Here is a 13,187-nt window from a genome sequence, read left to right on the forward strand (position 1 = left end):
TCCCGGTCGGCAGGGAGCGAATGGGGGAGCGCGGCGGTGACCGGCAGAACGGCGGGCGGGGCGTGAGCCGGGCGCCGGCCGGGTCACTGCTTGCGGAGCAGGTCGCGGTCGTGCTGGTCGGTGCGGGGGGCCGGGAGGCAGCAGGCATCGCCGTTGCCGGTGCGGCGGCGGCGCAGCCACCAGGTGAGAGCGCCGGCCAGCAGGACCGCGGCCGGGGCCAGCAGCCAGGGGCTGACCAGCACCCCGCCGAGTCCGGCCAGGGCGCCGCTGGCCAGCAGCACCGGCCCGGCGCAGCAGATGATCGGCAGCAGGGCGACGCCGACGACGGCGAGGGTGCCGAGCAGGCCGCCGCGGCGGTCACCGGGCTGGGTGGGCGGAGGCGTCATCGCTGCTCCCCCTCTCCGGGGATGCGGGTGCAGCAGTCCAGGGCGGCGGCGTTGTCGGCGGCCAGCGACCGGGCCAGCATGACCAGATCCGCGACGCGGGGGTCGCCGACGGAGTAGCGCAGTTTCTTGCCGTCCCGGCGGGCGCTCACATAGCCGCAGTCCACGAGACAGGACAGGTGGACCGACACCCGGGGCTGGGAGATACCGGCGTGCTCGACGCACTCCGCGCTGGTGCGCTCGCCACGCAGGATGAACTGCAGCAGCTTCAGCCGGGTGGGGTCGGCCAGCGCGCGGAAGAACCGGGCCGTGGTGTCCAGGTGCGTGCACGGCACCTCGGCCGTGGCCAGGGATCCGGCAAGGGCAGGGGATTTCATGGGCAGGGCCTTTCCACCAGCAGCTATTCGTCTGCCCGCATAGTAAGGTGGCGGTCTGCAATACGGCAAGCCGCATAGGAATGGGTCCGGCGTCCGGCGCTGGACCCCACTGAGGGAGGTAGTGCTGTGCTCCAGGCACACACCGGTTACGACCTGGCGATCATCGGCTCGGGCGCCGGCGCATTCGCCGCGGCCATCGCGGCCCGCAACAAGGGCAGGAGTGTGGTGATGGTCGAGCGCGGCACCACCGGCGGCACCTGCGTGAACGTCGGCTGCGTGCCGTCCAAGGCGCTGCTGGCCGCCGCCGAGGCCCGTCACGGCGCCCAGGCGGCGAGCCGGTTCCCCGGCATACAGGCCACCGAGCCCGCGCTGGACTTCCCCGCGCTGATCAGCGGCAAGGACACGCTGGTGGGGCAGCTGCGGGCGGAGAAGTACACCGACCTGGCCGCCGAGTACGGCTGGCAGATCGTGCACGGCACCGCCACCTTCGCCGACGGCCCCATGCTGGAGGTCGCGCTGAACGACGGCGGCACCGCCACCGTCGAGGCCGCCCACTACCTGATCGCCACCGGCTCCGCCCCCACCGCGCCGCACATCGACGGCCTGGACCAGGTGGACTACCTGACCTCCACCACCGCCATGGAACTCCAGCAGCTCCCCGAGCACCTGCTGATCCTCGGCGGCGGCTACGTCGGTCTGGAGCAGGCCCAGCTCTTCGCCCGCCTCGGCAGCCGGGTCACCCTGGCCGTCCGCTCCCGCCTGGCCTCCCGGGAAGAGCCGGAGATCTCCGCCGGAATCGAGAACATCTTCCGCGAGGAGGGCATCACCGTCCACACCCGCACCCAGCTCCGTGCGGTCCGCCGCGACGGCGAGGGCATCCTCGCCACCCTCACCGGCCCCGACGGCGATCAGCAGGTGCGCGCCAGCCACCTGCTCATCGCCACCGGACGACGGTCCGTCACCAACGGCCTCGGCCTGGAGCGGGTCGGGGTGAAGACCGGCGAGCGCGGCGAGGTCGTGGTGGACGAGTACCTGCGCACCGACAACCCCCGCATCTGGGCGGCCGGAGACGTCACCTGCCACCCGGACTTCGTGTACGTCGCCGCCGCGCACGGCACCCTGGTCGCCGACAACGCCCTGGACGGCGCCGAGCGCACCCTGGACTACACCGCCCTGCCGAAGGTCACCTTCACCAGCCCCGCCATCGCCTCGGTCGGACTGACCGAGGCCCAGCTGACCGAGGCCGGTATCGCCCACCAGACCCGCACCCTGTCCCTGGAGAACGTGCCCCGGGCGCTGGTCAACCGTGACACCCGCGGCCTGGTCAAGCTCATCGCCGAACGCGGCACCGGGAAGCTGCTGGCCGCCCACGTCCTCGCCGAGGGAGCGGGCGACGTCATCACCGCCGCCACCTACGCGATCACCGCCGGCCTCACCGTCGACCAGCTCGCCCGCACCTGGCACCCCTACCTGACCATGGCCGAAGCGTTGAAGCTCGCCGCCCAGACCTTCACCTCCGACGTCGCCAAGCTCTCCTGCTGCGCCGGCTGACCCACCCCACCCACCACCGCAAAGGACCCGCGCCCATGGACTCCCAGGCCCAGCAGCTCGCCACCCGGCTGACCACCGCGTTCAACGGCGGCGGAGCCGCCAGCTCCCGCCCCTGGCTGTGGCGCCCGCTACTCCAACTCCTCGCCCAGGGCCGACCCGTGACCGTCGAGCAGATCGCCCAGGCCACCGACCGCACCCCCGACCAGGTCCGCGAGGCCCTCGCCGCCAACCCCGACACCGAATACGACGAGAGGGGCCGGATCACCGGCAGCGGCCTCACCCAGAACCCCACCCCGCACCACTTCGAGGTCGACGGGCAGCAGCTCTACACCTGGTGCGCGCTGGACACCCTGATCTTCCCCGCCATCCTCGGCCGCCCCGCCCACGTGACGTCCCCGTGCCACGCCACCGGCACCCCCGTCCGCCTCACCGTCGAACCGGACCAGGTCACCAGCGTGGAGCCGGCCACCGCCGTCGTCTCGATCGTCACCCCCGACGCCCCGGCCTCGATCCGCACCGCCTTCTGCAACCAGGTCCACTTCTTCGCCACCCCCGACGCGGGCAAGGGCTGGCTGGAGGAGCACCCCGTCGCCACCGTCCTGCCCGTGGCCGATGCCTACCAACTCGGCCGACCCCTCACCGAGGCGCTCCTCACCGGCGACACCCCGCCCGGCTGCTGCTGAATCCCGTCCCCGGACGGGCAACGGCTGTGTGACACAGAATTAAGTATTCTGTGTCACACATGGGCTGAGCCGCTCCGAGCGACCTGGACAGATCCGCTCCGTCCGACGAGGCGGCTCGGCAACGTTCTGTGTCACCTCGGCCGGAGGTGCCCGCACGGCGTCCGTGATCCCTCTCCCGCGCACCTGGATCGGCGAGGACGTACGAAGAAACGGGCCCCGAGATCACCGCGTACTTCCCGCGGCCGGCCGTGCCCCCACGGCGCGAGGACCGCCTAGCACGACGGACAGGCCAACTCACCCGCCCGCAGCTGGCGTTCCACGCGTACGACATCGGTGTCGACGATGAGCACTCCGTACCTCCACCTCGTGCACACCGTGTCGTCGTGGACGAAGCAAGATCAGACTGCCCAGCAAGATCGACACTCATGTCCACCGCGAGTGTCGCCAACCCCCGCCTTCGTACTCATACAGAGAGTCGTCCAACAGCAGCAGGTCGGCCGCGGGCTCCTCGTTCGGGAAGTCCGGCACGACCAAGACCTCGATGTTCATGCCCCCAGGATCGCGCTCATCGCGGCATTGTGGCTTTTGGCCCCACCTTGGCTGAACCCCATCTGGGCTCAGCCGCGAATACGCGACACCTGAACATGCGAGCTCACCAGTCCCGAGGCCATATTCGCCCGCGGAGTGAGCAGCCCCGTAGCTCAGCCCGGTCACGTCAGCGATGACAAGTATTCGGACCAGTTCTCGCCGGCGAGCGTGGCCCAGCGTTCGGCTGTCTTGGGGTGGATGCCGAGCAGGTCAGCGATGACCATGGGCGGCAGGTCGGCCAAGGCGTCCACCATGGCGGTGTTCCGAGCTGCGCGGGCGGGCAGACCGTGTTGTCTCAGCGTGTCGGCGAGGCCGAGGGGGTTACGCGGGCGTCCAGGACTTTGGCCGGGCAAGAGGTACCTACGTCCGGCCGTGGTGCTGTGCCGGGGCGTGCTGTGGCGGAGCTGATCGTCGATGAGACGGGCGAGCTTAGGCGGGAGCACGAAGGGGTGCTGGTTGACCGCCAGGTAGGTGTGCTCCTGGTCGCGGCTGATGTGGTCCTCGGTGAGCTCGACGATGCGGGTCAGGGGAAGGGCGTAGAGACGGACGAGAGCAGCCGCGACGCGGACGTCCAAGGGCAACGCGGTGTCGTTGAAGCAGCGCAACAGCTCGTTTCGGGCCTCGTCCTCGGCTTGGAAGTGGCCGGGGAGTTGCGAGGCTGGGTGCTCGATGCTCAGACCGGGTGGGCAGAGGCGTCGTGCGGTGCTCCAGCGGAGGAAGGGGATGGAACGGGAGCGCAGGGTTGGCCTGTCGGTCGCCCAGACGTCCAGATGCGGCTGCTGGAGTCGACGGAGGCTCAGGTGCTGGGAGTCGAGCCAGTTCAGGAAGTCGATGGCGGCGAGCACGTTGCCGCAGTTGCCTTTGTGCGCGGCGTAGGTGTAACGGCCTCGGGCTGAGCGTCGGCGGGCGTCGCGGATGATGTGCCACTCGGCGAACGGACGAATGAGATTGGCGTGCCGCGCTGGGAGTTCGGCCACGGTCCGCGCGACCCAGTTGGTGAGCAGGGCGAGATTCTCATCGCGTGGCGGCAGGATGCCGGCGGTGACAAGCAACCCGCGCACGTAGGCGGTGGCAGCCCGTTGTGGCAGCGTGTCGAGGGATTCATGGTTCAGCGCTCCAGGATCGAGGACCAGGCGCCCCAGGAGACGGGCGGCGGGGCTTCGGCGCAGCCACTGCAGGACGCGGTAGGGGTTTTCCGCGCTGGTCAGAACGACGGCGAGGGGTTGAAGTGGCTGGGCCACGCTTGTGCCGTTTACGGAGAGCAGATCGGTCACGCGGGCGGCCAGGGTGCAGCAGGGACAGCGGTGGCCGGAGTAGAGGTCCGCCGGTTCACCGCAGGCCGAACACCGCTCGACCGGTTCGTCGGGGAACGAGCACGTCTTGCACAGGAGGGTTCCCTCGGCTGTCTGACCGATCAGGATGCGATGTCGACTGCACGTGGCGCACGGTGCAGGGGTCGACAGAGCTGCTCTGTAGCAGGAGTCGCACACTGGCCCTCGCGGCCAGAAGACCTTGACCTTCGTGACCTTGCCGCACAGGGCGCATGCGCACTCTTCGCGAGGGCGGCACGTGTCGCAGTGGAACGGGCCCAGGCCACCGTTGATGTGGTGGCCTGGGCGGGCCCGTTCACAGATGGCGCAGGTCTTCTCGTGTCGCTTGTAGCACCGGTCGCAGGTGTCCGGCCTGGTGCCGTCGGCCCGGGCGACGATGGGAACGGTCTGGCCGCAGACACCGCACAGGCGGGCAGGGCTGGAGTAGCAGCTGCCGCAGACCGGTCCGTCGGAGGTCAGTGCGTTGACCCGGCGTAGTCGTCCGCAACGGCAACAGGCCTGAGTGTTCTTGGGAGCACAGGTCTGGCAGAGGCTGGTGCCGTCGGGCAGGCGCCGGTACGAGATCATCATCCGGCGGCAGTCGGCGCATTCCTCCTTGGCATCCGGCTCCTTGTTCCTGCACGGATTGCAGATGCCGCCCTCCGGTCGGCGGGCGTAGATGCTGGCCACTTTGCCGCAGCGGGCGCACGGCTTCTTGGCACGTCGGCTGGCGCAGCGTGAACACAGTCGTCCCTCCGGTCCGTTGTTGGCGGGAAGAGGGTCAGTCCGTCCGCAGTCGCCACAGGCCACCAGAGCGACCTTGTCACCGTGCCCGGCGGCGGTGAGCGCAGCCAGCAAACGCACAACACAGGTCGGGCAGTCGCTACTGGGCGTGCTCAGCGCGTCGGGCCGCTCGGACAGATAGCGCACCAGGCGGAAGGCGTTCGCCCCACGCCATGCCCGCGCCTCCTCCGTCACGGCCTGCGCCTGTTCGGGGGCAAGGGAATCGCCCACCGCTGACCGCAGCAGTGCGACGATCTGCTCCTGCGCGGCGGCGAGTTCGGCGCGTAAGCGGATCTGGTCCGGTGTCAGCGGCCTCACGGCTGACCCGGGCGCCGGATCGTGGTACGCCGCTCCTTCAGCGGCAGTGGCTCGGCCTGTCCGTCCGCGGTCTTCTTGACCTGTGCGTTGACTACCTTCGGCTTGATGAGATCGTTCGGTGTGCACTCGAAGATGTCGCACAGCGCGACCAAGGTGTCCATGCTCATCCGCTGGGGCGGCTGTGTCACCAAGCGGTAGACCTGCTCACGCGACAGGGTCACGCCACGTTCCGCCAGGAGCGGCACCAGGTCCGAGGTCTGGAACATCTGGTGCTCGGCCATCGTGGCCCGCAGACACCACTCGTAGCCCATCTTCTTGATCATTTAAGGTCCCAGTCGTCACCCAGCCGGCGCTTCAGCGAAGCCTCCAGGAGCTGGTTCCGGTACTCGTCAGAGACGCCCATGTAGATGGCCGTCGTAGAAGCGTGGGTATGGCCCACCTGCTCTTGAACGAAGCGGGCAGGGTAGCCGAACTCGGTCAGATGCGTGATGTAGCTGTGGCGCAGACAGTGCAGGTCGAGGTCCTCGTCGAGGCCGGCGTCCTGGCGTGCCGTCACGAACGCCTCGTTGATCGAGCGGGGAGACATCCGTCCGACCCGCTCGGTCACCCACAAGGCCGGGTGCCGGTCCGGCGAGAGCCGCGGGCGAATCTCGTGCACCCACTCGTCGAGGACGTCGACTACCCAGTCCATCTCAGGGACCAGAAGCACGGTCCGTCGCTTCGGCGGTGTCCCCTTGGAGGACTTGCCGTACCGGACGGTCATGCTGCCGGCCTGCCCGAACTGCGGCGCCTTCCTGTGCCGCCGCAAATCCACCAGGTCGACCTTCGAGGACTCGGTCCGCCGGGTTCCGTACGCGTAGATCGTCTTGAGCGCGGCAGCATCACGTAGCGCGGTGAGTGCGCCCTTGCGGCCCTGCCCGTGAATGCGTCGGGGCCGGGCATCGGCGGCGTCAAACAGCGCTTGGACCTCGTCGTAAGTCAGAGGCCGACGCCGGGGATCGCCCTCGTACTCCACCGAGTGCAGGACAGAGTTGCCCTCGTGAAAGATCACCTGCGGTGACAGGCCGAACCGTTCCTGGCAGGTCTCAACCCACCCGTACCGGCGGTCCAGCAGGAACTCCACGAACAGCTCGATCACCACCTCGTAGGACCGAGCCGTAGACAACTGGATCGGCTTGGCCCCGCTGCGAAGGTGGACGATGAACGCCTCGCCATCGGCGGGAGTCCACTGCCACGGGTACAACCCCGTGAAATCCTCGAACCGTTGGATCAGACGCAGCCGGGGCTGGATCGTCGAAGCCTGGAGAAACCGCGCGGACTGCTGCCGAGCCCATCCCTCCTTCATTGCAGAGGAAACCGCTGGCTCCGGGTCCAGAAGGACAACGTTCGGGGCCAGGGCAAGACGCACCGAACCGGGTGCCTCAGCGACCATGCCCGCCGTTGTATCAAACGCATCATTGTTGCGTCCATACCGAGCGGCGCTGGTCAGTCGTGTACGGGAGCTCCGGGCGTTCCCGCATCAGGGCCTCTGATCAGCCAGGACGTTCGTGATGAGGCTCTACGAACTGTTGCAACCAATGCAATTCATCCTGTTTGTGCATCCGATCCAGGAGGGGACCCCCACGAGGTAGCGCCACGGGTAGGAATCGGCGACCTCCTGGCGTGCGTGGAGCCGGGCCCGTACGGTCTGTCCGTCCGGCAGCGTGAGCGCTATGTCGGCCGGAAGGGATCCGGCCGCTCGCCGGTCACCGCGCGGGCCGCTCACCTACTGGGCCCTTGATTCCAGCTCGCGGGCCGAGGAGCGCAGCGCTGCCCACCGTCCGGTGCCGGCCTGCTTCCAGTAGGGGTGCGACCACACCTTGACTGACAGCTCCAGCAGGCGGCGGCGGAGGGCCGTCGTTCGCTGACTGTTGGCCGGATCGGCAAGGCCCCGATATGTCCGTTCCCAGGCACACTGCGCAGCGATCAGGTCCTCGGGGAGAGCAGGGCAACACATAGCAGCCATTGCATCACATGTTCGAATTCCGTCGCATACTCGCAGGTGAGGCGATAGGCGAGGTTGTAGTCCTGTTGGTATGGCTAGCACCGTCAGCCAGCTCGGAGGGCCTCGATGCGCAGGGCGCGCAGCAGGGCCAACGCGTCCTGGTTGTCCGCGTCGGTGAAGGCGTGGATCGCGAGCAGGATGGATCCGCCGACCCGTTTGGCGGTGGCGAGGTCGTCGCTGGCGAGGACGGCCTGGTGGTGCAGGGAAGTCACGGCTGAGCGGTTGAGTCGGCGTGGGCCGTCAAGCACGGTCCTGGACCCACGATTCGTTGAGCCCATGCTCAGCCGCCCGCGTGCTCGACGAATTCTGCCATCTGCGGTGCTCACTTCCTTCAGAGTGCTCACTTCGCCAACTGCGGCACTCACGACGATTCGCCCCGTCCCCCTTCGAGGGAATGGGGCGTTCTCCTCGCCCTGGCATGGAACGAGTGCCCCGCCACTCGTCGAGCACTATCAGGTCTTGCAGGAGCAACAAAGAGCCGAATCGCCTGGGTCCCAGCGGGATATTCGCGGTCAGGCGGAACAGCGAGAAACCGGAGATCACGAGGCCTGCCTGGAATGCTGAGCGGTCTGCGCGAGGCGTCGTCTACAGCAGGAAGTCGACCGCGCAGTTGATGCGCTTCCCTAGATCGCTGAGCGTGTACGGTGCACTTGGGTTGAGCGCGGACACGTTGTCGGCCAGGTTGTACTGGATGCGGCGCTGGTGGGCGCCGATTCCCTGGAAGATCAATGGCACCATCTTGAGCAAGTGGATGTCCGTCCAGCCCGGGGTGGTGAACCAGCCGTTCGGGATCGGGAAGAACCGGTCGAACGCTTCAAGCGCTGTGGGGATCTCGTTAGCGGGGATACCGGAGTATTCCGCCATCCACTCGAACTCCTCCTCCTTCTTGCCCTGAAGGTAGAAGCCTCCCCAACCCCACAGGAACTGCTGCCAGAAGGTCGCGTAGCGCCGGAAGTTCGGTTGTTCCCGCAGCCACTTCATGCCGTCATGGAACGTCATCGGTAGAGCGTGGTAGGTCAGCCCCTGGAAGAAGAACGACTTGCCGTCCTCCGACATGCCAAACTCCGGCGGGCCCTCGGGGTGCGCGAGCGCATAATCCACGGCTGCCTTGAGGATGGCGAGACGGGCACGGTGCTCGAAGTACATGCACACTTGAAGCTCAGGGTGCTTGCCGTCACGGAGCATTGCCTGATAGCTCGTGCTGTCGGTCGAGGCCGAGTGCGGGTCGAAGCTTCCCCTGTCGATCTCGCGAGCGTAGCCGAGGGTCAGCCTTGGGTGTTCTCCGTACGCCTCGTAAAGCAGCGCCAGTGATTCCTCCGGCGCCCTGGCGAAGAAGGTGCCGTTGTTGATCTGGCGGTGGTAGGTCTTCGCTGCGACGGCACCGTCGGCGCCGGCTCTTGCCCGGCCATTGATGACCTTGACGAACTTGCGCTCAACGCCGTACGAGTGCCGCCACAAGTCGATGAGTCTCGGCTCCACGAAGGATCCGAACCCTTTCGCCTCGAACCGCTGCGGAGCGGTTGTGAAGTCGTCGAAGCAGACGACGTCCAGGCCGAGAGGCTCCATCTTGGTGGAGCGGACTCACGGTCCTCCCACCGGGTGATGAAGAATGCTCCGTGCTGGAGGTCCAGGTATCGCATCCATCCGACCACCTTGAACAGGTCTGTGAAGCCCCACTTCCCGCCCTTGACCTCGATGAGCCGCTGCACGACCTCCTCGGGGGCGTAGTCGGTGACGAAGATGTCGAGTTCGAGAAGGTCAGCCGGATCGGACTCGACGATCTGTTTCTCCGCGAAGTGGCCCGACGCCTGGAACAAGGCGGCGATGTAGTCCTCAAGCTCCTCGCCGGCCCCGGGGATGTCCGGCAGCTTCACGACCTTCTTGCTCATCTGCAACCCTCTCTGTGCCGGGTGACCATACCGGCAGCGATCACCGGCGGCGACGTGTTTCCGTAAGTCAGCCCGTAGAGCGTCGCCCACCCTGGCCCCGAGCAGGCAGGCCATTTCGCGAGAGCCGCCTTCAGCATCCGGGCGCGTGGCAGCCCATCCACAGGCCCCCACGCAACCGGTCAGTGCCTCGAACGGTGCCAGCCAAGTGGTCTTCGAGTGGCCACGGTTCACGAGATCCGGCAACGGGATCTGAGATCCCACAGGATGACAAGGAAGTAGTTCGCCGGGGGCAGACAGGAAAGACGACGGAAAGACTGGCCAACGTGCGCCAGGGCATGTCAACGTAGACGACCTTGCAAGAAACATCAGGTCAGAGAGGTGATTGCCTGTGACCGTAGCCCCTGTGGGCCCCGGTTTCTCCACCACCGTCGAAGCGCTGCGTCTGCGGGAGTGGCAGCTCGGTCCCGGCCAGCCGACCCAGGTCATGGACCAGTTCTCCACCGAGGACTTCCACATGGTTGTGGATGACCGCGCGGACGTACATGTCAGCAGCAAGGACGGGTGCTTCTACCTCGGCTGGTTCCCGCTCGGACGCCCCGGCACGGACGGCGAGGGATGGAAGATCGCCGTCACCGGCACCGCCACGGTCCGCGGCTACCAGGCGTCGTTCGACACCGAGACGCCGGCCGACATCGTTGCCGCCGTCGTGGCACGCGTGCTGGAGACGTCGCGCCGCCTCTGACGGCGCGGACGCCGTCAGATCGTGCCCGTCGTGTGGGCGATCCGGTAGTCCGAATGACGGCTCGCTCCGCTGCTCGTCATTTCACCCGCCCGCCAGGAGGCTGTTCGTGACGTTCCCGGAGATGACCGTCCACGATCTCATCGACTCGCTGTCCGGATGCGACCCGAATGCTCTGGTCCGTCAGGCCGTGAACCCGTTCTTCCCGATGGCGCACCGTATGGCGCAGGTCTTGCAGTCGGTCGACGAGACCGGTCGGACCGTCGTCTACCTCGCCGAAGGGCGGGACGACGGTGCCCAGCTCGGCCACCTGCCGCCGGAGGTTGCCATCGCGCTGACGTGGCAGGGCCCCGTTCAGGCACCCCCGCGCCGCCCGCGCCGCCGCGCCGGCGGCAATTAGAGACTCACCGAGCCCTTGGAGGCGCCCCTGTACCCCGACTTCCCTTCCGACCCGCCCACTCCGCGCGGCGCCCAGCCGGCGTTCTGGGTCGGCCCCCGCCATCTGGCCGGTGACGACGGACGCCTTTACGACGCCGTCGCCGACACCCTCGGCGGCCTGGGCTGGACGAGCCTGACGATCGTGCGCGGGCGGCGCGAGCCGGATGAGCCTTCGGAGGAGCGCCAGGTCTTGCGCAGCACCGTTGTGCACATCAGTCCCGACGCCCTGCGCTGGGCGCAGTGGACTATGCCCGACGAGCCGTTCCACTTGGGCGACTTGCCGATCGCCTGGCAGATCTCCGCCCGCGCCGAGGCTGGCAGTCCGTTCGCTGGATGGTCGGCCTACTTCACCCGCGATGTCCCCGGGGAGGCGGTGGCCGACTTCCTCATCGCGCTCGATGCCCGCGACCAGCCCACCGCGACGCTCGCCGGCCCCGGGCCAGTTCTCGACGCTGTCGCCGCCCACGGCTGGCTTCGCGACGTCGACCAGCCCCAGGCGGCAGCCACCGATCCGACGTTCACCTCGTACATCAGCCTCGGCGAGGTCCCGGCGCTCATCCAGGACGGGGACCCGCAGGTCCTGGTAACCGGCGCGGACGAGACAGGACCGGCCGGATGGCAGGCGTGGGCCGACCCGGAACCCGGTGCGCCGTGCTTGTGGGCGGCTTCCTTTGCCGCCAGCGTCCCCCATGATCTCGTCGCCGCTTTCGTCGCCTCGCTCAGCTCGACCGAGCCGGTTTTGCGCCGGGTGCTGCCCGAGGCCACCCGCGAGCGCCTCCTGCGCGCTCCGGCCGGCTAGGCACCGAGAGCGTCCCTGTTCCTTTGACAACCGGAGGTGGTTGCTTGCTGTTCGCGGGATGCGACTGGTCGGACCAGTGGCTGGACGTCGCCGTGGTCGACCGGTCGGGCACGGTCCTCGGTGAGACCCGGATCGTCTACGCCAAGACCCCTGATCCCGTGGCCCGCTACCGGGAGTTCCTCGCCCCTCTGGGGCCTTGACCATGCCGTGCGGAGGGCTGATGACCTGCAGCGGGCCTTGGTGCGGCACTACACCGCTCATCCGTTTCACCTCCTGGTGCGCGGCATTCCAGGAGTCGGCGCCGTCCTCGGCTCCTACCTCCTGGCGGAGATCGGGGACCGGCCCGTCGAGCGTTTCGGCAGTGGGCGTTCCCTGGCCGCTTACGCGGGCGTTGCCCCGGTCACCTGGGCATCCGGCCAGACCGTGCGGGTCGCCTTTCGACGGGCCTCCTCCACGTACCTGCGGAGCACGCTGCACGCAGTGGCGTTCTCCATGGTCAGCCACTCGCCCGGCGCCCACGCCTACTACACCGTCCGGCGCTCCCACGGCGACAGCCACGCCACGGCGTTGAGGAAGCTGGGACGCAAGATCGTCCTGTGTCTCTACCGCTGCATGGCATCCGGTCGGCCCTACGAGGGCGCCATCGTCTTTGGCTACGACCCCGCCAGCCACGATGCTCCCGCCCGTCCCCGGCGGATACCGCTCGACGAGGCGCAGATCGCAGAGGCCCGCGACATGCTCGCCGCGCCCGGGGCCACCGTCACCGCTACGGCACAAACCCTCGGGGTGAGCACGCAGACGATCTACCGGCACGTCCTCAGCCGCCCCTGGACCCGATGACCTTGCCAGTAGCACCCGCTTCGTCCGAGGGCGGAGGTGTTCACCGCCCGGCGGTGAAGACCCCCGCTCTCGGCCAGTGCGGGAGAGGCAGGCGGGCCGTGGGACGCCCGAAACTGTCCCCGGGCTCTTGAGCCCCGACGTGGGAATGGCGCCCACAGACCCCGCCCGCCTCGCTGGACACGACGTCCGATGCCCGGCCTCCCGCACGAGGGAGGCCGGGCATCGGACGTGTTGCCCGTCTTCCGTCCTTAACTCGGGGAGAAGGCAGACGTGCAGCATCCGGATGAGGCAGGCTGTGCACGTCCGAGCCCGCGAGCGAGGGCTGTGCGCGGCAATGCACGGGACGCGGCGGGGCTGAGGGGCTATCCCGGCATGCCGCGTGGACAGCAGGGGGACAGCAAACGGTATGACGTGGACACACAGGTCGACAGAGCTGGTGCATCGG

At 68.2% G+C, this 13,187-nt stretch carries 16 protein-coding genes; 8 read left to right on the forward strand and 8 right to left on the reverse strand.

The window, feature by feature from the left end:
* Positions 1-83 precede the first annotated feature (83 nt).
* Together ABS735_RS08850 and ABS735_RS08855 are read right to left on the reverse strand one after the other, a co-directional pair.
* On the reverse strand, positions 84-386 hold the full coding sequence (locus tag ABS735_RS08850; RefSeq protein ID WP_016325364.1) for a mercuric transporter: 303 nt from the start codon (positions 384-386) through the stop codon (positions 84-86).
* The gene (locus ABS735_RS08855) at positions 383-760 is read right to left on the reverse strand and encodes an ArsR/SmtB family transcription factor (RefSeq protein ID WP_016325363.1); all 378 of its coding nucleotides are present in this window, start codon (positions 758-760) and stop codon (positions 383-385) included. Before ABS735_RS08855 ends, ABS735_RS08850 begins: the two co-directional genes overlap by 4 nt.
* A 126-nt stretch (positions 761-886) precedes the next feature.
* Here ABS735_RS08855 and merA point away from each other — a divergent pair, with 126 nt between their 5' ends.
* Complete coding sequence (gene merA / locus ABS735_RS08860) at positions 887-2,311, forward strand: mercury(II) reductase (protein WP_016325362.1); 1,425 nt, start codon at positions 887-889, stop codon at positions 2,309-2,311.
* Between the two features lie 35 nt (positions 2,312-2,346).
* Positions 2,347-2,994: an organomercurial lyase MerB gene (gene merB / locus ABS735_RS08865; RefSeq protein ID WP_016325361.1), complete on the forward strand. Its 648-nt coding sequence runs from the start codon at positions 2,347-2,349 to the stop codon at positions 2,992-2,994.
* A 423-nt stretch (positions 2,995-3,417) separates the two neighbouring features.
* On the opposite strand, the gene ABS735_RS08870 is transcribed toward merB, so the two are convergent.
* The 6 genes from ABS735_RS08870 to ABS735_RS08895 form a co-directional block, all read right to left on the reverse strand.
* Positions 3,418-3,543 (reverse strand): hypothetical protein, encoded by a 126-nt coding sequence (locus tag ABS735_RS08870; protein WP_019709288.1) that lies wholly within the window; start codon positions 3,541-3,543, stop codon positions 3,418-3,420.
* A gap of 161 nt (positions 3,544-3,704) precedes the next feature.
* On the reverse strand, positions 3,705-5,993 hold the full coding sequence (locus ABS735_RS08875) for a hypothetical protein (RefSeq protein WP_016325360.1): 2,289 nt from the start codon (positions 5,991-5,993) through the stop codon (positions 3,705-3,707).
* The gene (locus ABS735_RS08880; RefSeq protein WP_016325359.1) at positions 5,990-6,316 is read right to left on the reverse strand and encodes a helix-turn-helix domain-containing protein; all 327 of its coding nucleotides are present in this window, start codon (positions 6,314-6,316) and stop codon (positions 5,990-5,992) included. Before ABS735_RS08880 ends, ABS735_RS08875 begins: the two co-directional genes overlap by 4 nt.
* Positions 6,313-7,425 carry a tyrosine-type recombinase/integrase gene (locus ABS735_RS08885; RefSeq protein ID WP_016325358.1) on the reverse strand — a complete coding sequence of 371 codons (1,113 nt, stop codon included), beginning with the start codon at positions 7,423-7,425 and terminating at the stop codon, positions 6,313-6,315. Before ABS735_RS08885 ends, ABS735_RS08880 begins: the two co-directional genes overlap by 4 nt.
* Positions 7,426-8,081: 656 nt before the next feature.
* The gene (locus ABS735_RS08890) at positions 8,082-8,249 is read right to left on the reverse strand and encodes a hypothetical protein (protein WP_186009680.1); all 168 of its coding nucleotides are present in this window, start codon (positions 8,247-8,249) and stop codon (positions 8,082-8,084) included.
* A 373-nt stretch (positions 8,250-8,622) separates the two neighbouring features.
* The gene (locus ABS735_RS08895; RefSeq protein WP_042799366.1) at positions 8,623-9,603 is read right to left on the reverse strand and encodes a hypothetical protein; all 981 of its coding nucleotides are present in this window, start codon (positions 9,601-9,603) and stop codon (positions 8,623-8,625) included.
* 50 nt (positions 9,604-9,653) lie between these two features.
* On the opposite strand from ABS735_RS08895, the gene ABS735_RS08900 reads away from it, so the two are divergent.
* The 6 genes from ABS735_RS08900 to ABS735_RS08925 all read left to right on the forward strand — a co-directional run bounded on the left by ABS735_RS08900 (position 9,654) and on the right by ABS735_RS08925 (position 12,742).
* Positions 9,654-9,992, forward strand: coding sequence for a hypothetical protein (locus tag ABS735_RS08900; RefSeq protein ID WP_042799365.1), 339 nt, complete (start codon positions 9,654-9,656; stop codon positions 9,990-9,992).
* A gap of 322 nt (positions 9,993-10,314) precedes the next feature.
* On the forward strand, positions 10,315-10,668 hold the full coding sequence (locus ABS735_RS08905; RefSeq protein ID WP_042799364.1) for an SPDY domain-containing protein: 354 nt from the start codon (positions 10,315-10,317) through the stop codon (positions 10,666-10,668).
* Positions 10,669-10,774: 106 nt separating this feature from the next.
* Positions 10,775-11,065, forward strand: a complete 291-nt coding sequence (locus tag ABS735_RS08910; RefSeq protein ID WP_042799363.1) for a hypothetical protein — start codon at positions 10,775-10,777, stop codon at positions 11,063-11,065.
* Between the two features lie 15 nt (positions 11,066-11,080).
* Positions 11,081-11,902, forward strand: a complete 822-nt coding sequence (locus tag ABS735_RS08915; RefSeq protein ID WP_016325356.1) for an SPDY domain-containing protein — start codon at positions 11,081-11,083, stop codon at positions 11,900-11,902.
* A gap of 44 nt (positions 11,903-11,946) precedes the next feature.
* Complete coding sequence (locus ABS735_RS08920) at positions 11,947-12,102, forward strand: hypothetical protein (RefSeq protein WP_159025379.1); 156 nt, start codon at positions 11,947-11,949, stop codon at positions 12,100-12,102.
* Between the two features lie 76 nt (positions 12,103-12,178).
* Entirely contained in the window at positions 12,179-12,742 is a 564-nt protein-coding gene (locus tag ABS735_RS08925; RefSeq protein ID WP_159025378.1) for a transposase, read from the forward strand.
* The last annotated feature ends 445 nt before the right edge of the window (positions 12,743-13,187 follow it).

Source organism: Streptomyces sp. MMCC 100, from assembly GCF_041538145.2.
Lineage (GTDB): Bacteria > Actinomycetota > Actinomycetes > Streptomycetales > Streptomycetaceae > Streptomyces.

Bases quoted from the DNA above. Each gene is read 5' to 3' on its own strand.
- ABS735_RS08880 (WP_016325359.1), bottom strand. From the start codon at position 6,316: ATGATCAAGAAGATGGGCTACGAGTGGTGTCTGCGGGCCACGATGGCC.
- ABS735_RS08885 (WP_016325358.1), bottom strand. From the start codon at position 7,425: ATGGTCGCTGAGGCACCCGGTTCGGTGCGTCTTGCCCTGGCCCCGAAC.
- ABS735_RS08850 (WP_016325364.1), bottom strand. From the start codon at position 386: ATGACGCCTCCGCCCACCCAGCCCGGTGACCGCCGCGGCGGCCTGCTC.
- ABS735_RS08855 (WP_016325363.1), bottom strand. From the start codon at position 760: ATGAAATCCCCTGCCCTTGCCGGATCCCTGGCCACGGCCGAGGTGCCG.
- merB (WP_016325361.1), top strand. From the start codon at position 2,347: ATGGACTCCCAGGCCCAGCAGCTCGCCACCCGGCTGACCACCGCGTTC.
- ABS735_RS08895 (WP_042799366.1), bottom strand. From the start codon at position 9,603: ATGGAGCCTCTCGGCCTGGACGTCGTCTGCTTCGACGACTTCACAACC.
- ABS735_RS08870 (WP_019709288.1), bottom strand. From the start codon at position 3,543: ATGAACATCGAGGTCTTGGTCGTGCCGGACTTCCCGAACGAGGAGCCC.